Genomic DNA, 21,948 nt, shown 5'->3' with positions numbered 1-21,948 from the left:
GCCGGCTTTCGGCTGTCACCGGACCAGGACTACTGGCAGTCCTCGCCGTTGTTGATGCACTGGACCATCTCGTTCATCACGTTCTCGTCGAAGAAGTTGATGAAGTCGTTGTGGTCGGTGATCGCCTTGTGCAGCTGCTCCGGGAAGGAGTCCACCGCGAAGGCGTTCTGCACCTGTCCGTCGTTGATCTGCGGCGCCTGGACGTCGTAGACCAGGCGGACCTGGAGCTGGGGGATGGCCTGGAAGCCGTTCGAGCAGCTGCCGTCCGCCTCCACGAAGTCCACGTGGGTGCGGTGGTTGGCGCTGTCGATGTTCTGGCCGTCCCAGCAGCTCTGGAAGTTGGACGTCCGGACCACGGAGCTGCCCTCGGGGCAGAGCGGGTACTTGTCCGTGACCTGGCGGTCCTCGAAGCCGGTGCAGCTCCAGGAGGTGTTGGCGTTGTTCAGGCCGTTGGTGAAGGCCTTGGCGTCACCGGTGATGATGCGCAGGGCCTTCGGCATCGCCACGACGTCGCTGGTGCGGTTGCCGACGAACTTCAGCTGCGCCTCGGCGGGCTCGACGATCTTGCCGACGTTGCCGTCCTGGCCACCGCCGGGCTGACCCGCGTCGATGTCGTCCGAACCGTCCTGGATCCGCAGGACCGGCCAGAAGTACGAGGACTTGTCGCCCTGGTTCTGGCAGGTGGTCTGGGCGTTCGCCAGGTCCTCGTCGCTCGCGAAGGCGTTGTTGCTCTGGTTGCCGACGTAGTCGTGCTGGTGCTGCGCACCGTTGGAGACACCCGGCGCCACGATCACGTTGTCCGAGTTGCGGTTCTCGTTCTCGTTGGTGCCGCAGTTCGTGGTGAACGTGCCCGTGGAACCGCCGTCGCCGTTCGCGGCGAGGCCGTTCGGCAGGTTGCGGGAGTTGGGCTGGACGTCCTGGATGTTGATGAAGTCGTCCGCCACGGGGCCGTTGTCGGCCTGGCCGCCGTTGCCGCCCTGGTCCTGCCCGTTGTCCTGGCCGCCGTTGTCCTGACCCTGGTCCTGACCGCCCTGGTCCTGACCGCCCTGGTCCTGGCCGTCGTTGTTCTGGCCGTCGTTGTTCTGACCACCGTCGGCCTGGCCGTCGTTGGTGTTGGCCTCGGCGGCCATGCCCTTGCAGGAGGCCAGCTGCTCGAGGTTGCCCGGGGCCTGTCCGCCCACCCGCCGGATGTTGATGCCGATCCGGTCGATGACCGCGACGCGCTTCGACTTCAGCGGGCCGAGGATGGCGTTGTCGACGAAGCCCGCGTCACCGGCCTGGGCCTGGCGCGTGGAGGCGAGCCGGGTGTAGGCCTCGCTGATCTGCTTGTCGAGGTTGGCCAGCTCCTTGTCCACCCCCTGGCGAGCGCCGTCCGGCACATCGGTCAGCTTCTGTCCGACGTCCGGGCACTGGATCGTGGCGATCTGTGCGCCGGCGGACTTGGTCTGGTTCGCCGAGTTCTCCTCGTGCGCCGAGGCGTAGAAGTTTGCCCAGATCAGCCCGCCCCCACCGAGCGCTAGGGCCGCCGATGCGGCAATGGCCTTGGTGGCCAGCGGCGTACGGCGTTTTCTTGTGTTGCGTCCCATGGAACTCCTCTGACTTCCTTTTTCGGGGGCATCGAGGCGCCCGACAGGAGTGAAGCGGCTCCCTTCCATACGCAGGGCGTCCCAGGGGTGTTCAGAGGTCTCGGAAATTGATGCGAGATTCGTGAGGACTCTGTGCCCTCAACAGCCCCTTTGGCGCCGGGAGTTGTGGATCATCCACGGTGGGTGAAGCGGCCCGCCCGGTTTCACCGCCCGTGGTCGAGATACGCGAGAACCGCCAGCACGCGCCGGTTGTCGTCGTCCGAGACCTCAAGCCCCAGTTTGGCGAAGATGTTGGCGGTGTGCTTGGCGATCGCCCGTTCCGTCACGACCAGCCTCCCGGCGATCGCAGCGTTGGACCGGCCCTGCGCCATCAGCTCCAGCACCTCCCGCTCCCGGGGCGTCAGCCGCGCCAGCGGCCGGTCGTCGCCCGAACGGCGGGCCAGCAGCTGCTGGATGACCTGCGGGTCCATCGCCGTGCCCCCGGCGGCGACCCGCCGTACGGCGTCCACGAACTGCTCGGCGTCGAACACCCGGTCCTTCAGCAGATAGCCGACCCCGCCGGTGCCGTCGGCGAGGAGTTCACGCGCGTACAGCTGCTCCACGTGCTGGGAAAGCACCAGCACCGGCAGTCCGGGCCGCTTCCGGCGGGCGTCGAGCGCGCACTGCAGGCCCTCGTCGGTGTGCGTGGGCGGCAGGCGTACGTCGACGACGGCGACCTCCGGGTCCAGTTCGGCCAGCGCGGCGGCCAGTTCCGGCCCGGACTCGACGGCCGCCGCGATCTCGAAGCCGTGCGCCTGGAGCAGCCGGACGAGTCCGTCGCGCAGCAGGAAGAGGTCTTCGGCCAGGACTACGCGCAAGGGATCTCCACGGTGACCATGGTGGGGCCGCCCGCGGGGCTGCTGACGGCCAGGACGCCGTCGAATGTACCCAGTCGCCGCTCGACCCCGGCCAGTCCCGAACCGGCCCCGATCACCGCGCCGCCCTTGCCGTTGTCGGTGACGGTCGCCCGCAGCATGCCGTCCGCCCGGTGCAGGTCGATCCAGATCCGGTCGGCGCCCGAGTGCTTCACGGCGTTGGTGAGCACCTCGCTCACGGCGAAGTACGCGGCCGACTCCACCGGCGCCTCGGCCCGCCCGGGCAGGTCCACGCTCACCTCGGTGGCCACCGGCAGCCGCAGCGCCAGCGCCCGTACCGCGTCGCCCAGGCCCCGCTCGGCGAGGACCGGCGGGTGGATGCCCCGCACCAGCTCGCGCAGCTCGGACAGCGCCTCCACCGAGGACCGCCGCGTCCGCGCGATCAACTCCTTGGCCTGAGCCGGGTCCTTGTCGAGGAGCGCCTCGATGGTGCCGAGGTCCATGCCGACGGCGACCAGCCGGGCCTGGGCTCCGTCGTGCAGGTCCCGCTCGATGCGCCGCAGTTCGGCTGCGGAGGCGTCGACCGCGTCCCGCCGGGTCTCGGTCAGGACCCGTACCCGCTCGGCCAGTTCCCGCTGGTTGCCACCGAGCACGGCCCGGGTGAGCCGGAAGTGGACGCCCAGCAGGCGCGGGGTGAGGAAGTGCGCGAGGAACAGCAGCACCAGGCCCAGGGCCGCCGCACCGAACGCGGACGCCTGCCCGGTGACCGGCACGAACCCGTACCAGTACCCGTCGGGGAAGACCCGCCACAGCCCGATCGCGAGCGCGAACCCCTCCAGCGGATAGAGGAGCAGAACCGCCGGCAGCAGCGCCGTGACGAACCCGGCGGTCATGTCGACCGGCAGCCACCGCAGGTCCCGCCAGGTCGCCGGGTCACGCAGCAGCGCGACGGTGCGCGTCCACGGATCGGCCCTCTCCGGCAGCGGCCGGTACGCCGGAGGGATCCGCACCCCTCCCCACTCCGCCGCGAGCACCCGCCGCCAGTCGGCGAACGCCCGCACCCCCGTCAGCACGTACGGCGTGGTGACGAGCCCGACCCCGATCGGGATGAGCGCGATCGAGACCAGGGACAGGCAGAAGCACAGCACCGCCCCCGGCAGGGAGACGAGGGCCAGCGCCAGCCCCCGCACCGCGGCGAGCCCGATGCCCCGCCCTGTCGTCCGCCCGTTGCCGTTCTTCGTCTCCGTGGTCATGGCGTCAGTTTCGTCGAGCGCGCGTGCCGGGTCACGGGGCCGGGACACCCGGCCGGGGGGTGGTGCTACGTACACCTCCCGGGCAGCGCGGGGAGGTTCACCCTCCGGTCCCGGACGCGAGCACTTTCGCCTCCACCTCCGGATCGAGGCCCGAGCGCGGCCGGTCCGGGCGCTGGGGCACCACACCCCCGAGGTCCTGGAGCCACCGCCAGGTGTCCGCCACGGTCTCCTCGACGGGCCGGCAGACCAGTCCGGCCCCGACCGCCCGGGAGACGTCCGCGCTGTGCAGGGCCTCGTACAGGTCGCTGCCCTGCGGCACCCACACCGGCAGCTCGGTCCACGGCTCGATCCCCGCCTCCAGGATCACCCCGGGCTCGGTCCAGCGGAGCTCGGCGGCGCCGCCGGTGACCCGCGCGCAGGCGTCCAGCAGCGTGCCCATGGTGGCGTGGCCCTGCGGACTGACCAGGTTGTACGGCCCGCTCAGCTCCCGCTCGGCCGCGAGCACGATCCACTCGGCCAGGTCGCGGACGTCCACGTACTGCAGGGGCAGGTCACGAGGGCCCGGCGCCAGCACCGGGCCGCCGCGTGCCATGCGACCCAGCCACCACGGCAGCCGGCCGATGTTCTCGTAGGGGCCGAGGATCAGCCCGGCCCGTACGAGCACCGACCGGTCCGCGCCGAAGGCGTCCAGCACGGCCAGTTCACCGCCCCGCTTGTCCTGCGGGTAGGCGGTCTGCTCCGCGTCGGCCGACGCCCCCTCCACCAGGGGCGCGTCCTCGTCGAACCTGGCGGGCCGCTCCCACGCGTACACCGAGCGGCTCGACACGTACACGTACCGGCCGGCGCGGCCCCGCAGCAGCCGCGCCGTGTCCCGCACCGCGCTCGGCGCCGCCGACCACGTGTCGACGACGACGTCCCACTCGCCCGGGTCGTCGGCGAGGGCGGCCAGGCCGCCGGGTGCGGTGCGGTCACCGAGCAGCGACCGCACACCCGGCGGCGCCTCGTGCCGCCCCCGGTGGAAGACGGTCACGTCCCAGCCCCGCTCCAGCGCCGCCTCCACGACGGCCCGCCCCACGAACTCCGTACCACCCAGCATCAGAAGCCTCATGCCGGTGACTCTGCCCGGCCGGGCGAGGGGACGGAACAGGGATCTGCTGTCAGCAGACGGAGCCACCCCGGTCGCCCCCGGGCGTCAGTGTCCCGTCGGGGGCACGTACGTGTAGCCGACGCGGCGCACCGTCCGGATCGTGTCGCGGTGCTCCGCGCCCAGCTTGCGGCGCAGGCGGGCGACGTGGACGTCGACCGTGCGGCCGTCCCCCACGTGCCCGTAGCCCCACACCGTGCCGACCAGCTGGTCGCGGGTGTGCACCCGGCCCGGGTGCGCCACCAGGTGCGCCAGCAGCTCGAACTCCAGATACGTGAGGTCGAGGGGCCGCCCGGCCACCCGGGCGGTGCGCTGCACGGTGTCGACGCGGATCAGCGGCTCGCCGCCGGGCTCGGCAGCGGGCTCCGGCCCGGTGGCCTGCGGCAGGTCGGGCACCGCCACCGGGAACGGCGGCTGCTGGTCGGCCGGGACGAGCACCAGGTAGCCGACCATCGGCGGCTGCCCCGGCAGCGTGGGCAGGGTGTGCGGCGGCGCCGGCAGCCAGGTGGCACCCGGCAGCAGGTCCGCGACCGTCACCACCTCGTCCCGCTCGACGGCACGCAGCCGGTGCCGGGGGCCGTGCGGCGCGGGGGCGTTGAAGGGGGCGGCGGTGGACAGGGAACGAGTGGTCGCCATGAGAGGTCAGCTCTTTCGCGCGAGGAGTTCGTCGGGGAGGTCGACGGCCGCGATTCGTGGTCGGGCTCGCCGAGGGACGTACGCGGTTCGCGCTGGCCGAAGGCCGGGGTGTACGGCTTTAGAGGGCCGGCGCGTTCATCGCGCGGCAACACACCCGGTCGAAATCGTGGTCCTGGCGGGACGGCCAGAAGGGCTCCAGGTCATGACGACCCGTCGCGATGCACTTCCGGTAGCTGGCCATGACTCCATTGAAGCAGAGCTGATCGCGCACGGGGACCCTCCTCTCACTGCTTGGACACGAGCGCCCCGTCAGGGCCGCGGGGAACCGCGCGAACAGCCACGACGGCGCGGCAGACGAAAGGGGGCGCCCACCGCGAACGGTGAGCGCCCCCTCAGGCACTGGCGGGCGGATCAGACCTGGCCGGCCTTCTCCAGCGCCGAGCAGCAGGTGTCGACGAGCAGCCGCGTCACCACGTACGGGTCGACGTTGGCGTTCGGGCGGCGGTCCTCGATGTAGCCCTTGCCGTCCTTCTCGACCTGCCACGGGATACGGACCGAGGCGCCGCGGTCGGAGACGCCGTAGGAGTACTTGTCCCACGGGGCGGTCTCGTGCAGACCGGTGAGGCGGTCGTCGATGCCGGCGCCGTAGTTCTTGACGTGGTCGAGCGGCTTGGAGCCCTCGCCGAGCGACTCGGCCGCGGTGATGATCGCGTCGTAGCCCTCGCGCATCGCCTTGGTGGAGAAGTTGGTGTGCGCGCCGGCGCCGTTCCAGTCGCCCTTGACCGGCTTGGGGTCGAGGGTGGCGGCGATGTCGAAGTCCTCGGCGGTGCGGTAGAGCAGCCAGCGGGCCACCCACAGGTGGTCGGAGACCTCCAGCGGGGAGACCGGACCGACCTGGAACTCCCACTGGCCGGGCATGACCTCGGCGTTGATGCCGGAGATGGCGAGACCGGCCTTGAGGCAGTTGTCCAGGTGCGCCTCGACGACGTCACGGCCGAAGATCTCGTCCGCGCCGACGCCGCAGTAGTAGCCGCCCTGCGGGGCCGGGAAACCGCCCTTGGGGAAGCCGAGCGGGTATCCGTCCTTGAAGAACGTGTACTCCTGCTCGATGCCGAAGATCGGCTCCTGCGCCGCGAACTTCTCCGCGACCTCGGCCAGCGCCGCGCGCGTGTTGCTGGCGTGCGGGGTGAGGTCGATGTTCAGGACCTCGCACAGCACCAGGATGTCGTCGCCACCGCGGATCGGGTCCGGGCAGGAGAAGACCGGCTTGAGGACGCAGTCCGAGGAGTGCCCCTCGGCCTGGTTGGTGGAGGACCCGTCGAAGCCCCAGATCGGCAGCGCGTCCAGACCGGCGGGCGAGCCCGCGATGATCTTGGTCTTGGAACGCAGTTTGGCCGTCGGCTCGGTGCCGTCGATCCAGATGTACTCAGCCTTGAAGGTCACGGGCCACATCCTCGGGTGTGTCTGGGCGCGTATCGCGGGTGCTTGCGGCGCTGCGGCACTGGGGCGCCGCGTCTGCTGCCCGGCAGCCTGGCAACAGGCGATTTCCCGGCCATTGCTCGAATGTGAACCCCGTGTTACCGGGTGACGCTGTGCCGTACTTCACGCCGAGAGGCCGCTTCGCGCGGGGCGGCGCCGGTGACCGGCTCCCCTCCGTCAAGCCGGTCACCGGCACCGCGCGGGCCCGCACGCGCCGGTCCTGCCACCCCTGGCCGGGGGCGGCAGGACCGGTGACACGTACGAGGTGGGCGGCCGAGGGGGTGGCCGCCGCCTCATCGGTTCACTGGGTCGTACGGCGTCACCCCACCTTCTCGATCAGGGCCCGGCGGATCAGGAACTTGCCGGGCTCACGGACCTGTTCGAAGGCCGCGTTGTTGAGCAGCGCACAGCTGCCGGAGACCGAAGTGACCTCCACCGTCGTGGACTTGTCGTTGTCCAGGTTGGTGACCTTCAGCTTCGTGCCGGCCGGGAACTGGTTGCTGGACGCGGCAGGCGCACCGCCCTCGCCGGAGAGCGTGACCGTGGAGCCGTTGCACACCTGCTGCCCGGAGGCGGCGGCACCGCCCCCGGCGTCTCCCGCGGGGGCGGACGCGGCGGGCTGCGACGGCTGGGCCGAAGCCGCGGGCGGCTGGGCCGACTGGGCGGGCTGCGACGGCTGCGCGGTCTGGGAGTCCTGAGCCGACTCCCCGACGGCGCACCCCGACGCCTCCTGCTTCCGCTTGATCTCCGCGACGACCGCCTCGCGGTTGGCGATCCGCGCCTCGGACTGGGCGTCCGGGTTGGCCCGCTGGTCCGCGATGAACTTCTGGTTGTTGCCGAGGGCGGTGGCGAGACCCAGGCAGACCGTCGACTCCGACGCCGACTTGGGGGTCGGCGCGGCGTTCGACGTGCTCGCCATGACGAAGGCCCCGCCTCCCGCCACCGTCGCCGCGCTCACCAGCAGCGCGATCTTCTTCTTCGTGCCGAGTGTTCTCCTGCGCGACATGCGCGCCTCCTGAGAGGTAGGGGAGCGTACGCCGCTATGTACGAGATACCGAACGAGGTTACTCAGCGGTTACAGGAGTCACTCAAGTGACCTGTGCCACATGCAGGTCGGCGGCTGGTCGGTGCGTCAGCGCGACAGGGCGTCCCGTACGGCCTCGTCGGTGCGGCCGACCACCGCCGTTCCGTCGTCCGCGGTGATGATGGGGCGCTGGATCAGCTTCGGGTGCTCGGCGAGCGCCGTGATCCAGCGGCCGCGCGAACCGGCGTCCCGCGGCCACTCCTTGAGCCCGAGTTCCTTGGCGTCGGCCTCCTGGGTGCGGGTGATGTCCCAGGGTTCGAGACCGAGGCGGTCGAGCACGCCCCGGATCTCGTCCTCGCTCGGCACGTCCTCCAGATAGCGGCGCACGGTGTAGTCGGCGCCCTCGGCGTCGAGCAGCGTCAGGGCGCTGCGGCACTTCGAGCACGCGGGGTTGATCCAGATCTCCATGCGCACACGGTACGCGCCGACCGTCTTGTTCGATTTTCCGGCGCCTCACCCGCACCTTGCGGACCGGCCGTGACGTGACGCCAATTCCCTTATCCACCTGGGAGTTTGCGGCGCCTTGCGGACTCCCCGTTGTCAGTGCCGGGCGGTAAACTGTAAGCAGTGTTCGAGGGTGGCGCCGGGGATGCCGACGTCTTCGGTGAGCCGCCCGACGCGACAGGAGGATGCCCGTGCCCGCTGCCGCCCTGAAGTCGAAGCCGTTGCCCACCCAGTCCACCGCGAAGCGTCCCGTCCTGCTCGACCTGCCGTACGCGCCCGTGGAGAAGCGGCCGCTGCCGCCGGGCCGGCCCCGCCAGTGGTACGTGACGCACAACCGCCGCCTCAAGGCCATGCGCCTGGCCATCGCCCTGCTCGACTCGGGCGTATACATGCCGAACCAGGCCCGCAACGAGACGATCCGTGACACGGCGGAGCAGATCGGCGTCCACCCGCCGTCGGACACGACGTGCCACATGGTGCGGGCGTTCATGCGGTACGCCCGCTGACCCGCTCCGCTGCGAGCGCCGGGCGCCCCGGACGGCGGGGTGCCCGGCGCTCGTTCATGCCGCCCGGCCGGGTGCGGGGATCACCGGCGGGTTCAGGCGGGCGAAGCCCTCCTGGCGCTCATAGGGGAAGTAGGGGTAGGGCGCCGGGCGGTGGCTCGCCGCGTCGAGCTTCGCCACCTGCTCGGGGGTGAGGCTCCAGCCGACGGCGCCGAGGTTCTGCCGCAACTGCCGCTCGTCGCGGGCGCCGATGAGGACGGACGACACGGTCGGCCGCTGGAGCAGCCAGTTCAGGGCGATCTGCGGCACCGCCCTGCCCGTCTCCTCGGCGATCTCGTCCAATGCGTCCACCACGTCGTAGAGGTGCTCGTCGGAGACGGGCGGGCCGTGGTCGGCGGTGCGGTGCAGGCGGCTGCCGGGCGGGAGCGGGGTGCCGCGGCGGACCTTGCCGGTCAGGCGCCCCCAGCCGAGCGGGCTCCAGACGATCGCACCGAGACCCTGGTCGAGGGCGAGCGGCATCAGCTCCCACTCGTAGTCGCGGCCGATCAGGGAGTAGTACACCTGGTGTGCGACATAGCGGGGCCGGCCGTGGCGCTCGGCGGCCGCGAGGGACTTCATCACCTGCCAGCCGGAGAAGTTGGAGACGCCGGTGTAGCGCACCTTGCCCGCCCGGACCAGTGCGTCGAGCGCGGCCAGCACCTCCTCGACCGGGGTCCCGGCGTCGAAGGCGTGGAGCTGGAAGAGGTCGAGATGATCCGTGCCGAGTCTGCGCAGGGCGTCCTCGCAGGCGCGGATCAACCGGGAGCGGGAGGAGCCCGCGTCGCCCGGGCCGTCGCCCATCGGCAGGCTCGTCTTCGTGGAGACGATCACCTGGTCGCGGCGGCCCTTGATCGCCTCCCCGAGCACCTCCTCGGACGCGCCGCCGGAGTAGACGTCGGCGGTGTCGAACATCGTGATCCCGGCGTCCAGGCAGATGTCCACCAGGCGGCGCGCCTCCCGCGCGTCGGTCGTGCCCCAGGCGCCGAAGAGCGGACCCCGCCCGCCGAAGGTGCCGGCTCCGAAGCTCAGCGCGGGGACCATCAGGCCGGACGCGCCCAGTCGTCTGTACTCCATCGCGGACTCCCGTCGACAGCGACCCACTCTTAATGGGTCTACAGTTCCATTAATAGTCACTAAGGTAGCAGGGTGAAGTGGCTAATGGAACAGGAGTGCCGTTATGGCTGACGGAGGGGAGCCCGGGACCGTACGGCCCGGGGGGCGCACGGCGCGCGTGCGGGAGGCAGTGCTGCGGGCCGCCGAGGACGCCCTCACCGAGCAGGGCTTCACCGGCCTGGACCTGGCCGACGTCGCGCGCCGCGCCGACGTGGGCAAGACGACCGTCTACCGGCGCTGGGGATCGGTGACCGCGCTGGTGGCCGACCTCCTTGAGGACATGGCCGAGCAGTCCGCGCCGCGCACCGAGACCGGCTCGCTGCTCGGCGACCTGACGGCCAACGCCCTCCTCGTCCAGCGCACGCTCACGGACCCGCGGCAGGGGCCGCTGTTCAAGGCTCTGATCGCCGCCGCGACCGGCGACGCGAAAACGGCCGCGGCGCTGCACCGCTTCTACGACATCCGCGTCAGGGAATGGGCTCCCTGTGTCCGGCAGGCCGTGAACCGGGGCGAGGTGCCTGAGGGCACCGACCCGCACGAGGTGATCCGCGCGGTCTCCGCCCCGCTCTACTACCACCTGCTGATCAGCGGTGGACGGCTCGACGAGGTCACCGCCGCCCGGGCCGCCGAGGCGGCGGTGACGGCGGCGCGGGCGGGCGTGTACGTCACGGGCTGAGAGGGAAGGCCCCAGCGCGCGTGAGGGGCGGGGAGGCGCGGCAAGACGCGGGGGCAGGGGGCAGGGGGCATACGGGGTACGGGAAGGGTGGGGCATGGGAAGGGTGGGGCATGGGAAGGGTTCGGGAGGCTCCCAGCCGGCCCCGACCGGCCCGCCGCCTCAGGCGTACCGCTCCATCAGCCCCTCCACATAAGCCCTCAGCCGCTCGCCCAGCACCTGCGGCGTCAGATCGGTCCGGCCCAGCTCCCGCCATGGCCCCGCCAGCTTCGCCGCGTCGGGGACGTAGGCCAGGGCGTCGAGCAGCCGCCAGTACAGATGCTCGGCTCCGTCGGCCAGGCGCCGCCCGCCCAGGGCCTCGTAGCGCTCCCGGAAACCGAGGCCGTACTCGGGGCCGAACAGCAGCGCCAGTGCCGTCGAGCAGTGGGCGACATCCAGGTCGGCGGGCCCCCACGAGGTCTCCACCCAGTCGACGACACCGCTGATCCGCAGACCGGCCCCCGAACCCGTGAACAGGACGTTCCCGGGGTGGAAGTCCCGGTGCAGAAAGCAGCCCTCGTACGGCGGGGGATCGCGGCGGATGACGTCCACGGCCCGCTCCCACCCGGCCGGGACCGCCGCCGGCGACGTCCACGCCTGGTAGGCACGCGGGCGCTCCCGGGGGACGATCCGGTGGATCCGGGCCAGCTGACCCGCCAGCAGGTCCACCCGCGGGCCGACTTCCTCCTCGTCGACCCGGACCCGCCCCGGCAGCACCGACATCAACAGGGACGGATGGTCGCAGTGTTCGCCGGTCGCGTCGACACCGGTCAACTCGGCGGCCGGCACGCCCTCCTGCTCCGCCAGCAGCGTGAGGATCTCCGCCTCGCGGGCCAGCAGCCCGGGCGCGTGCCGCCGGAAGAAGGGCTTCACGAAGGTCCGCAGCGCCAGGTCGGTGCCGTCGTCGAGGGTGAGCCGCCGCATCTGGGCGCTCCAGCCGCCGGTCAGAAAAGCCGATTTGTCGACCGTACGGCCCTTCGGCAGCTGCTTGGTCACCCATGCGCGGGTCGCCGTCCAGCCCTGCTCGCCGAGCCCGGTCAGCACGGCGGTGACGAACTCCCGCCGGTCCTCGGGGTGGTCGCGGAACCACAGCCCCAACCGGTGCTCGGCATTCGGGAGTTCCCAGTGGGTGAACTGGGCGCGCCGGGCCAGCGCTTCGGAGAACGCCTCCGTCACGGCGGGCGGGATCACCTCGTCCGTCCCCGGCACCACGAGGACCGCCCGTCCCTCGAACGCCCGCAGGACGTCGAGCGCCGGGGCCTCATGCCAGCTCCCGGGCCTGCGGATGATCTCGCTGAACCGCCCGTCACCGGCGCCGAACGGCACGTCCCACGCCTCGGCCCCGTACACCGCCGGCGCGCACAGCCCCAGGGCCGCCACCCGGTCCCCGTAGTGCCGCACGAGATCCGCCACCGTCTGGCCGCTCATGCTGAACCCGACCAGGACCAGTGGCGCGTCCTCGCGCACGCGTGCGTCGATGACGGACACGGCCTGTTCGAAGCGGCGGCGCAGGCTCAGCTCCCGCAGCAGGCCGGTGCTCTCCCCGTGCCCCGAGAAGTCGAAGGCGAGGGCGTGACAGCCGTGCGCGGCGAACTCCGCATGCAACGGCAGCAGCCGCTCCTTGCTTCCGGTGCCCGCGCCGTGCAGCAGGACGACCGTGGCCCGGGCCGGCCGGCCACCGCCGTCGGCCAGCCCGCTGAGCCGTTCGCCGCCGACGACGTGATGGAAAGGGATCAGCTCACTCATACGGCCATTCACTCACGCGGCCCCGGCCCACGAGGGGGCGTTCACAGCCCTGGCGCCCCCCACACCGGGAACCAGCGGCCCAGGTCCGGCTCCAGGCGCAGATCGTCGGAGAGGGCGGCCCGCACCTGGAGTTCGAGCGGGTTGTCGCGCCGCTCCGTGCCGTCCGGCAGGGGCGCGAAGGGGTAGAACGTGCCGCGTTTGTAGAGGTAGACCAGCGCGAGCCGCCGGCCGGAGCGGTCCTCGAACCCGGCCAGGGAGCACAGCAGTTGGGGACCGAACCCGTTGACCTCCATCTGGCTGTTCACGGCGTGCAGGTCGTTCACGAGCACGGAGAGCTGGTCGGGGGAGCGGCGCGAGACCAGCCACGAGTAGCCGTAGTCGTCCTGCCGCAGCTCCACCGGCGGGCCGTCGCGGTCGCTGTCGGCGTCCAGCAGGGCCTGCACCTCGCGGTGGGACTGCTCGAAGGCCGCGCCCTCGACGGTGGCGAAGCACACCGCGCCCTGCCCGGTCGGCGTGAAGCCGGCGGCGGCCTCCAGCGTCACGGCCGCCGAGGGCAGCGCGAAAAGCCGGTCGAGATCCGCCCCGACCGGTTTCGTCCGGCCGAGCAGGATGTCCAGCAGTCCCATGCGTCGGTCACATCCCTCCGGGGGCCGCCGCCTCGCCCAGCTCGGCGGAGATCCGGCCCAGCTGGTCGAGCCGCTGCTCCAGGCTCGGGTGGGTCGAGAAGAGCCGCGCGATCCCGGGCTCGCGGCCCAGCGCCGGCGTGAAGTAGAAGGCGTTGAAGGCCTGGGCCGTGCGCAGGTCCTTGGCGGGGATGCGGGCGATGTCGCCGGAGACCTTGGTGAGCGCGGAGGCCAGCGCCGAGGGCCGGCCGGTGAGCTGCGCGGCCGCCCGGTCCGCGGCCAGTTCCCGGTACCGGGACAGGGCCCGGATCAGCAGGAAGCTGATCGCGTAGACGGCCGCGGACACGCCCATCACGGCGGCGAAGACGGCAGCGGTGTTCTGGTCCCTGCGGCCCCCGCCGAACAGCTGCGAGTAGAAGGCGAACCGCACGATCAGCCCCGCGATCACCCCGAGGAACGACGCGACGGTGATCACGGCCACGTCCTTGTGCGCCACGTGCGACAGCTCGTGCGCGAGCACGCCCTCCAGTTCGGCCGGCTCCAGCCGCCGCAGCAGACCGGTCGTCACACACACCACCGCGTGATCCGGATTCCGCCCCGTCGCGAACGCGTTCGGCATGTCCATCCCCGACACCGCGACCACCGGCGCCGGCATGTCGGCCAGGGCGCACAGCCGGTCGATCACCGCGTACAGCTCGGGATACTCCTCCCGCTGCACGACCCGCCCGCGCATGGCGTACAGGGCGATCCGGTCGGAGAACCAGTACTGAGCACCGAGCAGCGCCGCCGCGACCACCACGACCAGCACCCACGATCTCAGCAGCACGATCAACGCGGCGACGAACCCCACGTACAGCAATCCGAGCAGGAACAGCGTGATCCCCATACGGGTGGTCAACCGCCGGTCGCTACGGAAGCGGCTGTGCATCTGCCTCACCCCGCAGTCACGCACTCGTCCCACCGCCAGTGTGCACCCGGGCCTTCCCATGAAGGGGTCGTGATCGCCCCCAGGACCGGCAAAGCCGTCAGCCGCCGGCGGTCACCGCGTAGCCGGGCACGGACGGCCACCGCACGGTCAGCACGACCGACTCCTCCTCGGCACGCCAGGAGTGATCGACGCCACGCCCCCACACCACGTAGTCCCCCTGCCGCTCCAGCAGCACGCTCCGCCCGGGCAGTTCGACCCGGAAACGCCCGCTGACCAGGACCAGGAGCGAGGTCCGCTCCTCACCCCGCACCCACTCGGCCCGCTCGTCCCCCGGGGGATGCACCCCCCCACTTGATCTCCACGGCCTCACTGTGCCGCGGATCCCCGGCGTCCTTGAAATGCCCGAGGATCCACCCCCGGTCCAGTGCCGCGTCCCGGCCCGCGTTGCCCACATACACGCTGTCGCTCACGGGGCCGGACGCTAGCAGCCGGGCCCCGGACCGTCGGACAGCCGTACGATCAGGCCCCGCGCCTCGGCCAACCGGCGCGCGGCGATCCGGACATGCCGAGGCCGCTCCGCCTCGAGGCGCTCCATAAGCCAGGCCTCCGGCAACAGCGCCGCGGACGGCAACAGGGCAGCCGTGGCCTCGCGCACGACGCCGGGCGCGGGGTCGTCGATCAAGGACCGCAGCTCCTCCACGGCCGTCACGTCCAACGCCCGCAGGCCTGCCACCGCCCGGGCCCGCACCGCCGGCACGCGGTGGGTGAGCAGCGGCCGCAGCAATGCGGCGTCCCCGCGCTCCCCGCACTCCGCCAGGCCGATGGCCGCGCCGGGCGGCAGCGCCGGATCATCGGCCTGGGCACATCGCCGCCGGTACCAGGACAGGGGGTCGCTCCCGTGCTGCCGCACGACGTACCGCGCACAGGCCCGCACCAGGGCCGACCGGTCGGCCAGGAACTCCAGGGCCCGCTCGGGACGCCCGGCCCGCCGCAGGGCAGTGACGCCGGCGGACCGGGCGCGCGTGTTGCGGGCGGCGAGCAATGGTTCGAGTACCTCGTCGAGGCCACCCTCCTCGCGCACGGCGGCCAGCGCCGCCTCGGCGCACAGGGTTTGCACGACGACGTCGTCGTCCCAGGCGGCGGTACGGGCGAACCGGTCGGGGGAGAGCAGCGACTCCTCGGCGGCCAGCCGGTACGCGAACCGCCGTACGGTGCGGTCGGGGTGGACGAACAGGGTGGCCGGCGCTCCGTGCGGTGCCCGGCGGAGCATCGCGCCGAGCAGTTCCACGCCGTAGGATCCCCGCTCGCGCCGGCCGATGCGCAGGATCAGGGGGGCGAGCGCGACGCCGGTGCGCATGTCGAGGCCCGCCCGCAGCAGCTCCCGGGCCTTGTCACGTACAGGTGCCGCCCAGTCCGCGGCGCGGACGACGACCAGGGGCAGCAGGGCGGGGCGGGCCGCGACCCGGGCCAGGGCCGCTTCACGGGTGTGGCCGTCCGGGTGGCACAGCGCCACGGCGAGCCGGGGGTCGGTCGAGGGCCCATGAGCGGGCTCCGGACGCCGTCGGGACGACCGGAACACCCAGCGCCCGGCCCCGGACCGGCCCGGCGGCCCGGTTTCCCCGTCCAGGGCCTCGACCCATGCCTTGTCCGGCAGATCCTCGATCCCGTACCCGCCCCAGGCCCGCACGCCCGCGTCCAGTCCGGTCCAGGCAGCCGGATCGTCGACGTCGAGAACCTCGCCGAGCTGCGTCCCCCGGGCCAGCCGCGCCGCGGCCGCCTCCCCGCCCCGGATGTCCTCGTTCACGCCCGCCCCCGTTCGACCTGCTGTTTCGGGGATCGTACGGCGCAGGGACGGTGACCGGCGCGCGGATTTGCCGCCGACTGCCTAGTACGGCGCCCTGAAGTTGATGTACCCCAGCAGCACGATCACCGCCGCCACGCTGCCCAGCACCACCACGGTCGAGATCCACGAGGAGCGGCGGCGGGAGCCGACGTGCTCCGGGTCGGCCCGGAACGGCACGGGTCCGGGCGGGTTGTGCTTCCAGCGGGCGGCGAGCATACGGGCCCGGGCCGAGGGCTCCTTGTGCTCGGCTCCGTCCGCCCATCTGAGGTCGAACTCGCGCTGCTGGTCGTCCTGTTCGTGCTCGGGCATTCCCGCTCCACCCCCGTGTGGTCCTTGACCCAAGAATAGAACAAACGCCCGCGCCCCCGCCGTCGGAAAGGACGGCGGGGGCGCGGGCGCGATGCCTCGGTCAGGCGTCGATCACACGTCGAAGTACAGCTCGAACTCGTGCGGGTGCGGACGCAGCTGCAGCGGCGCGATCTCGTTCGCGCGCTTGTAGTCGATCCACGTCTCGATCAGGTCCGGGGTGAACACGTCGCCCTGGAGCAGGAACTCGTGGTCGGCCTCCAGACGGTCGAGGACGGCCGGGAGGGAGGTCGGCACCTGCGCGACGCTCGCGTGCTCCTCGGGAGCCAGCTCGTAGAGGTCCTTGTCGATCGGCTCGGCCGGCTCGATCTTGTTCTTGATGCCGTCGAGGCCTGCGAGGAGGAGGGCCGAGAAGGCGAGGTACGGGTTGCCGGAGGAGTCGGGCGCGCGGAACTCGACGCGCTTGGCCTTCGGGTTGGAGCCCGTGATCGGGATACGCATGGCCGCGGAGCGGTTGCGCTGCGAGTACACCAGGTTGATCGGCGCCTCGAAGCCCGGGACCAGACGGTGGTAGGAGTTCACCGTCGGGTTGGTGAAGGCCAGCAGCGACGGGGCGTGCTTGAGGATGCCGCCGATGTAGTAGCGGGCGGTGTCGGACAGGCCCGCGTAGCCGGCCTCGTCGTAGAAGAGCGGCTGGCCGCCGGTCCACAGCGACTGGTGCACGTGCATGCCCGAGCCGTTGTCACCGAAGATCGGCTTCGGCATGAAGGTCGCGGTCTTGCCGTTCTGCCAGGCCACGTTCTTCACGATGTACTTGAAGAGCTGGAGGTCGTCGGCCGCGGCGAGCAGCGTGTTGAACTTGTAGTTGATCTCCGCCTGGCCGGCGGTGCCCACCTCGTGGTGCTGGCGCTCGACCTGGAGGCCGGAGGCGGCCAACTGGAGGGAGATCTCGGCACGCAGGTCGGCGAAGTGGTCGACCGGCGGGGTCGGGAAGTAGCCGCCCTTGTAGCGGACCTTGTAACCACGGTTGTTCTCGACCGCACCGGTGTTCCAGGCGCCGGCCTCGGAGTCGATGTGGTAGAAACTCTCGTTCGCCGAGGTGGAGAAACGGACCGAGTCGAAGACGTAGAACTCGGCCTCGGGGCCGAAGTACGCGGTGTCCGCGATACCGGTCGACGCGAGGTAGGCCTCGGCCTTCTTCGCCACGTTGCGCGGGTCACGGGAGTACTGCTCGCCCGTGATCGGGTCGTGGATGAAGAAGTTGATGTTGACCGTCTTGTCGCGGCGGAACGGGTCGACCCGGGCGGTCGACAGGTCCGCGCGGAGCGCCATGTCGGACTCGTGGATGGCCTGGAAGCCGCGGATCGAGGAGCCGTCGAAGGCGAGCTCCTCGGCCGGGTCGAAGGCCTCGGCAGGGATCGTGAAGTGCTGCATCACGCCCGGCAGGTCGCAGAAGCGGACGTCGATGAACTTGACGTCCTCGTCCGCGATGTACTTCTTGGCCTCGTCGGCGTTCTGGAACATCCAGCTCCTCCTACTCCCGACCGTCCCGCCGGGGTGGTAGTTCGTTCGTGCGGCCAGTGCGGGTGGCACACGCTGACCTCGACCCTAGGGACGGGTGGTTTCTCGGGCGTGACTCATTTGTTTCGCACAAGTTAACCGGCTCACCCTCCACCGTAGCCCGGACACACCCCGCCGTGCCCTGGTCATTTACGGGCGCAGTACCGTGGACGGGTGGACAACAGGCAAGCACTCGGATCGTGGCTTTCCGGGCCCCGCGCGGCCGCGGAAGAGGCCGGTGTCGACTTCGGATACCGGGGCGAGCAGCTCGGTCTGCCCGAGGAGGGACCCGGCTCGATCGCCCGCCCGGGCCGCCGGCTCGGTGCCCTCGCGGTCGACTGGGGCCTGTGCCTCCTGATCGCATACGGTCTTATCACCCAGAGCTACAACGATGCGGCCCAGATCTGGGCGCCGCTCATCATGTTCGCGCTGATGGTCCTCACGGTCGGTACGGTCGGCTTCACTCCGGGCAAGCGCCTGCTCGGCCTGAGGGTGCTCGCCCTGGACACCGGCCGGGTCAGCCCGTGGCGCGCCGCACTGCGCACGGTCCTGCTCTTCCTCGCGATCCCCGCCCTGATCTGGGACCGCGACGGCCGCGGACTGCACGACCGGCTGGCCGGCACGGTCGAGGTCCGCATCTGACCCGAAGCACGAACCGACCGACATGAACGAGGGGCGCCCGGTCACACCGGGCGCCCCTCGTTCATGTCGTGTGCGGAGTGTCAGCGAGCCTTCGGCCCGCCCTTCGGCAGCCGCATGCCCTTCGGCATCGGCCCCTTGGGCAGCGGCATGTTGCTCATCAGGTCACCGAGGGCGCGCAGCCGGTCGTTGGTGGCCGTGACCTGCGGGCCGGTCAGTACGCGCGGGAGCTTCAGCATGGTCGTCCGCAGCTTCTTCAGCTCGATCTGGCCCTCGCCCGTGCCCACGACCAGGTCGTGCACGGGGACGTCCGCGACGATGCGGTTCATCTTGCGCTTCTCGGCGGCCAGCAGGGTCTTCACCCGGTTCGGGTTGCCCTCGGCGACCAGCACGATGCCGGCCTTGCCGACCGCGCGGTGCACCACGTCCTGGTTGCGGTTCATCGCCACCGCGGGGGTCGTCGTCCAGCCCCGGCCGATGTTGTCGAGCACCGCCGCCGCGGCGCCGGGCTGTCCCTCCATCTGCCCGAAGGCGGCCCGCTCGGCCCGGCGCCCGAACACGATCGCCGACGCGAGGAAGGCGAGCAGGAGGCCCAGGATGCCGAGATAGATGGGGTGACCGATCAAGAAACCGATCGCGAGGAAGACACCGAAGGTGACGATTCCGACTGCCGCGAGTACAAGGCCGATCTTCTTGTCGGCCTTGCGGGTCATCTTGTAGGTCAGAGCGATCTGCTTCAGTCGCCCGGGGTTCGCAGCGTCCGCTGCAGGTTCCTTCCTCGCCATGCCACGCAGTCTACGTGGCCCCACAAGCGCCGACGACGGCAGTGCTCGCGGGGGCCCCTGGGGGAGGGCCGGGAAGGGGCGGGGGTCAGGGACGGACGGACAGGGACTGCTCGATGACGCGCTGCGTCTCGACCCGGTCCTTGGCGCGACGGCGGTCCTCCAGCACGGAGGTCCACGCGTTGCGGCGGGCGGTGCGCTGACCGCTGCTCATCAGCAGCGACTCGACGGCACGCAGTGCGGTCGTGAAGGACGGGATCGCGGTGGCGCGGACGGGCGGCGCGGCCTGCATGGGTGAGGTCCCCCCTCGGGTGATGGGTGTACGTGCTGTGAGTTCAGCGTCACTGATTGGTGTTACCAGGGCGTGACCGGCCGGTCAAACACCCATGAAGCCCCGGCGGAGCGTGGTGGAACGCCGACGCGGTCCTGACATGTGCCCTCATCTGCGAGGACGGTCAGGACCGCGTCAAATCGGTCACTACTGGCGAGTAGCCTCTTGTGCGCGAATTCACACGCTTGTCTCGCCCTGTGGTGGGCAGCGGTGGTGACGGTGTGTCAGACAGCCTGCGCCGCGATGTAGCCGTCCCCCCGCGGCGGAGCGGCCGACTGACGCTGCTCCACGGCCATCTGGTAGAGGCGCCCGGCGCGGTACGAGGAACGCACCAGCGGCCCGGACATCACGCCGGAGAAGCCGATCTGCTCGGCCTCCTCCTTCAGCTCCACGAACTCGTGCGGCTTCACCCAGCGCTCGACGGGGTGGTGGCGCACCGAGGGCCGCAGGTACTGCGTGATGGTGACCAGCTCGCAGCCCGCCTCGTGCAGCTGCTTCAGGGCGTCGCTGACCTCTTCGCGGGTCTCGCCCATGCCGAGGATGAGGTTCGACTTGGTGACCAGGCCGTAGTCGCGCGCCTCGGTGATGACCTTCAGGGAGCGCTCGTAGCGGAAGCCGGGGCGGATGCGCTTGAAGATCCGCGGGACCGTCTCGACGTTGTGCGCGAAGACCTCGGGACGGGAGGAGAAGACCTCCTCCAGCTGCTCCGGGACGGCGTTGAAGTCCGGGGCCAGCAGCTCGACCTTGGTGCGGCCGGCCTCGCGGCCCGCGGTCTGCTGGTGGATCTGGCGCACGGTCTCGGCGTACAGCCAGGCACCGCCGTCCTCCAGATCGTCGCGGGCGACGCCGGTGATCGTGGCGTAGTTCAGGTCCATCGTGACGACGGACTCACCGACCCGGCGGGGCTCGTCACGGTCGAGCGCCTCGGGCTTGCCGGTGTCGATCTGGCAGAAGTCGCAGCGCCGGGTGCACTGGTCGCCGCCGATCAGGAAGGTCGCCTCGCGGTCCTCCCAGCACTCGTAGATGTTCGGGCAGCCGGCTTCCTGGCAGACCGTGTGCAGGCCCTCGCTCTTCACGAGCTTCTGCATCGCGGTGTACTCGGGGCCCATTTTCGCCCGGGTCTTGATCCACTCGGGCTTGCGCTCGATGGGGGTCTGGCTGTTGCGGACCTCCAGGCGCAGCATCTTGCGTCCGTCGGGTGCGACTGCGGACACGACCGGCTCCCTAGCGATTGATTCTTCGGCGTCCTCAAGGGTACGCCCGTTGATTTGAATGCCTGTGCGGGTGGCTACCCCTCCAGCTCCGCCACGGGCCGATTTATGCCGCCGGCGTCTTCTCGATCTCCCGGGGCTTCAGGTCCGCGTTCTCCAGGACCTCCCGCAGATGCCGCTCGGCGACCGGCAGGACCTCCTCGATCGTCACGTCCCGGCCCAGCTCGCCGGCCAGCGAGGCGACGCCCGCGTCGCGGATGCCGCACGGGATGATCCGGTCGAACCACTTGTTGTCGGGGTTCACGTTGAGCGCGAAACCGTGCATGGTGACGCCCTTGGCCACGCGGATGCCGATCGCGGCGATCTTGCGGTCCTCCCGGCGCTGGCCCGCGTTGGACGGCGCGTACTCCGGGCCGTTCATCCGCGGGTCGAACTCCTCGTCGTGCAGCCGGGGGTCGAAGTCCAGCGCGAGGCCGCCCGGTGCGGGGCGCTGCTCGACCGGGTCGCCCAGGATCCAGACGCCGCTGCGGCCCTCGACCCGGCTGGTCTGCAGGCCGAACTCCGCGCAGGTGCGGATCAGGGCCTCTTCGAGGCGGCGCACGTGCGCCACGACGTCCACCGGGCGCGGGAGCTTCTGGATCGGGTAGCCCACCAGCTGGCCCGGGCCGTGCCAGGTGATCTTGCCGCCGCGGTCCACGTCGATGACGGGCGTGCCGTCGAGGGGCCGCTCGTTGTCCGCCGTGCGCCGTCCGGCCGTGTAGACCGGGGGGTGCTCCAGGAGCAGCACGGTGTCGGGGATCTCGTCGGCGAAGCGCGCCGCGTGCACCCGGCGCTGTTCGTCCCACGCCTCCTGGTACTCGACGGCCTCGTCACCGAACCCCATGCGGACGAACCGCAACTCACTCACGGCAAGCGCCTCCCTCGGACGGGTGTATCAGGCACGTAGCGCGCCCAAGCCACTGTACGTCCGGCCCGGACACGTCAGTCCCGGGGCCAATCCTCACACGATCGGATGAATGTCCGGCAAAATGTGTGATGGGGTGCTTACTCTCCGCTACATTCGCGCCGATCAGCAAGCCAAAAGGCCTGCTCACAGGCAATCCGGCACGTCACCGACACCGGAAGGCAGGAG

22 protein-coding genes and 1 pseudogene are annotated in these 21,948 nt (G+C 71.2%); 3 read left to right on the top strand and 20 right to left on the bottom strand.

Going from position 1 to position 21,948, the window contains the following annotated elements; all coding sequences use genetic code 11:
- Positions 1–29: 29 nt before the first annotated feature.
- The 8 genes from RFN52_RS11090 to RFN52_RS11055 all read right to left on the bottom strand — a co-directional run bounded on the left by RFN52_RS11090 (position 30) and on the right by RFN52_RS11055 (position 8,444).
- Entirely contained in the window at positions 30–1,586 is a 1,557-nt protein-coding gene (locus RFN52_RS11090) for a DUF1996 domain-containing protein (RefSeq protein ID WP_184845575.1), read from the bottom strand.
- A gap of 203 nt (positions 1,587–1,789) precedes the next feature.
- Complete coding sequence (locus RFN52_RS11085) at positions 1,790–2,443, bottom strand: LuxR C-terminal-related transcriptional regulator (RefSeq protein WP_184845573.1); 654 nt, start codon at positions 2,441–2,443, stop codon at positions 1,790–1,792.
- Complete coding sequence (locus RFN52_RS11080) at positions 2,434–3,693, bottom strand: sensor histidine kinase (RefSeq protein ID WP_184845571.1); 1,260 nt, start codon at positions 3,691–3,693, stop codon at positions 2,434–2,436. The genes RFN52_RS11085 and RFN52_RS11080 overlap by 10 nt, the downstream gene beginning before the upstream one ends.
- Before the next feature lie 97 nt (positions 3,694–3,790).
- On the bottom strand, positions 3,791–4,801 hold the full coding sequence (locus RFN52_RS11075; protein WP_184845569.1) for an SDR family oxidoreductase: 1,011 nt from the start codon (positions 4,799–4,801) through the stop codon (positions 3,791–3,793).
- A gap of 84 nt (positions 4,802–4,885) precedes the next feature.
- Positions 4,886–5,473, bottom strand: coding sequence for a winged helix-turn-helix domain-containing protein (locus RFN52_RS11070; RefSeq protein ID WP_184845567.1), 588 nt, complete (start codon positions 5,471–5,473; stop codon positions 4,886–4,888).
- 411 nt (positions 5,474–5,884) lie between these two features.
- Positions 5,885–6,916, bottom strand: coding sequence for a glutamine synthetase (gene glnII, locus RFN52_RS11065; protein WP_184556807.1), 1,032 nt, complete (start codon positions 6,914–6,916; stop codon positions 5,885–5,887).
- Positions 6,917–7,271: 355 nt separating this feature from the next.
- Complete coding sequence (locus RFN52_RS11060) at positions 7,272–7,958, bottom strand: SCO2207 family protein (RefSeq protein ID WP_184845565.1); 687 nt, start codon at positions 7,956–7,958, stop codon at positions 7,272–7,274.
- Between the two features lie 126 nt (positions 7,959–8,084).
- A complete protein-coding gene (locus tag RFN52_RS11055; RefSeq protein WP_184845563.1) occupies positions 8,085–8,444 on the bottom strand; it encodes an arsenate reductase family protein in 360 nt (119 codons plus the stop codon).
- 227 nt (positions 8,445–8,671) lie between these two features.
- Here RFN52_RS11055 and RFN52_RS11050 point away from each other — a divergent pair, with 227 nt between their 5' ends.
- Positions 8,672–8,986 carry a hypothetical protein gene (locus RFN52_RS11050; RefSeq protein WP_033312582.1) on the top strand — a complete coding sequence of 105 codons (315 nt, stop codon included), beginning with the start codon at positions 8,672–8,674 and terminating at the stop codon, positions 8,984–8,986.
- Between the two features lie 54 nt (positions 8,987–9,040).
- On the opposite strand, the gene RFN52_RS11045 is transcribed toward RFN52_RS11050, so the two are convergent.
- The gene (locus RFN52_RS11045) at positions 9,041–10,096 is read right to left on the bottom strand and encodes an aldo/keto reductase (protein WP_184845561.1); all 1,056 of its coding nucleotides are present in this window, start codon (positions 10,094–10,096) and stop codon (positions 9,041–9,043) included.
- A 103-nt stretch (positions 10,097–10,199) separates the two neighbouring features.
- On the opposite strand from RFN52_RS11045, the gene RFN52_RS11040 reads away from it, so the two are divergent.
- On the top strand, positions 10,200–10,811 hold the full coding sequence (locus tag RFN52_RS11040) for a TetR/AcrR family transcriptional regulator (RefSeq protein ID WP_184845559.1): 612 nt from the start codon (positions 10,200–10,202) through the stop codon (positions 10,809–10,811).
- Between the two features lie 159 nt (positions 10,812–10,970).
- Here RFN52_RS11040 and RFN52_RS11035 read toward each other — a convergent pair whose 3' ends face one another.
- The 7 genes and pseudogenes from RFN52_RS11035 to glnA all read right to left on the bottom strand — a co-directional run bounded on the left by RFN52_RS11035 (position 10,971) and on the right by glnA (position 17,817).
- Positions 10,971–12,593 carry an alpha/beta fold hydrolase gene (locus RFN52_RS11035; protein ID WP_184845557.1) on the bottom strand — a complete coding sequence of 541 codons (1,623 nt, stop codon included), beginning with the start codon at positions 12,591–12,593 and terminating at the stop codon, positions 10,971–10,973.
- Between the two features lie 41 nt (positions 12,594–12,634).
- Entirely contained in the window at positions 12,635–13,219 is a 585-nt protein-coding gene (pspAB, locus tag RFN52_RS11030) for a PspA-associated protein PspAB (RefSeq protein ID WP_184845555.1), read from the bottom strand.
- A 7-nt stretch (positions 13,220–13,226) separates the two neighbouring features.
- Positions 13,227–14,144, bottom strand: coding sequence for a zinc metalloprotease HtpX (gene htpX, locus RFN52_RS11025; protein ID WP_184845553.1), 918 nt, complete (start codon positions 14,142–14,144; stop codon positions 13,227–13,229).
- Between the two features lie 97 nt (positions 14,145–14,241).
- Positions 14,242–14,614, bottom strand: a pseudogene (locus tag RFN52_RS11020) (cupin domain-containing protein).
- Positions 14,615–14,625: 11 nt separating this feature from the next.
- A complete protein-coding gene (locus RFN52_RS11015; RefSeq protein ID WP_184845551.1) occupies positions 14,626–15,948 on the bottom strand; it encodes an ATP-binding protein in 1,323 nt (440 codons plus the stop codon).
- An 81-nt stretch (positions 15,949–16,029) separates the two neighbouring features.
- A complete protein-coding gene (locus RFN52_RS11010) occupies positions 16,030–16,296 on the bottom strand; it encodes an SCO2583/SCO2584 N-terminal domain-containing protein (RefSeq protein WP_184845549.1) in 267 nt (88 codons plus the stop codon).
- A gap of 111 nt (positions 16,297–16,407) precedes the next feature.
- Complete coding sequence (gene glnA / locus RFN52_RS11005; RefSeq protein ID WP_031131746.1) at positions 16,408–17,817, bottom strand: type I glutamate--ammonia ligase; 1,410 nt, start codon at positions 17,815–17,817, stop codon at positions 16,408–16,410.
- A gap of 210 nt (positions 17,818–18,027) precedes the next feature.
- Here glnA and RFN52_RS11000 point away from each other — a divergent pair, with 210 nt between their 5' ends.
- Positions 18,028–18,495: an RDD family protein gene (locus RFN52_RS11000; RefSeq protein WP_184845547.1), complete on the top strand. Its 468-nt coding sequence runs from the start codon at positions 18,028–18,030 to the stop codon at positions 18,493–18,495.
- A gap of 80 nt (positions 18,496–18,575) precedes the next feature.
- Here RFN52_RS11000 and RFN52_RS10995 read toward each other — a convergent pair whose 3' ends face one another.
- The 4 genes from RFN52_RS10995 to lipB all read right to left on the bottom strand — a co-directional run bounded on the left by RFN52_RS10995 (position 18,576) and on the right by lipB (position 21,723).
- The gene (locus RFN52_RS10995) at positions 18,576–19,277 is read right to left on the bottom strand and encodes a DUF4191 domain-containing protein (protein WP_184845545.1); all 702 of its coding nucleotides are present in this window, start codon (positions 19,275–19,277) and stop codon (positions 18,576–18,578) included.
- Between the two features lie 85 nt (positions 19,278–19,362).
- A complete protein-coding gene (locus RFN52_RS10990) occupies positions 19,363–19,566 on the bottom strand; it encodes an SCO2195 family GlnR-regulated protein (protein WP_030837456.1) in 204 nt (67 codons plus the stop codon).
- A gap of 263 nt (positions 19,567–19,829) precedes the next feature.
- Positions 19,830–20,819 (bottom strand): lipoyl synthase, encoded by a 990-nt coding sequence (lipA, locus tag RFN52_RS10985; RefSeq protein WP_184845543.1) that lies wholly within the window; start codon positions 20,817–20,819, stop codon positions 19,830–19,832.
- Positions 20,820–20,922: 103 nt separating this feature from the next.
- Positions 20,923–21,723, bottom strand: a complete 801-nt coding sequence (gene lipB / locus RFN52_RS10980; protein ID WP_184845541.1) for a lipoyl(octanoyl) transferase LipB — start codon at positions 21,721–21,723, stop codon at positions 20,923–20,925.
- Between the last annotated feature and the right edge of the window lie 225 nt (positions 21,724–21,948).

Origin of the sequence: Streptomyces collinus, assembly GCF_031348265.1 — a bacterium.
GTDB classification, from domain to species: domain Bacteria; phylum Actinomycetota; class Actinomycetes; order Streptomycetales; family Streptomycetaceae; genus Streptomyces; species Streptomyces collinus.
This window is presented reverse-complemented; position numbering and strand designations above follow the sequence as displayed.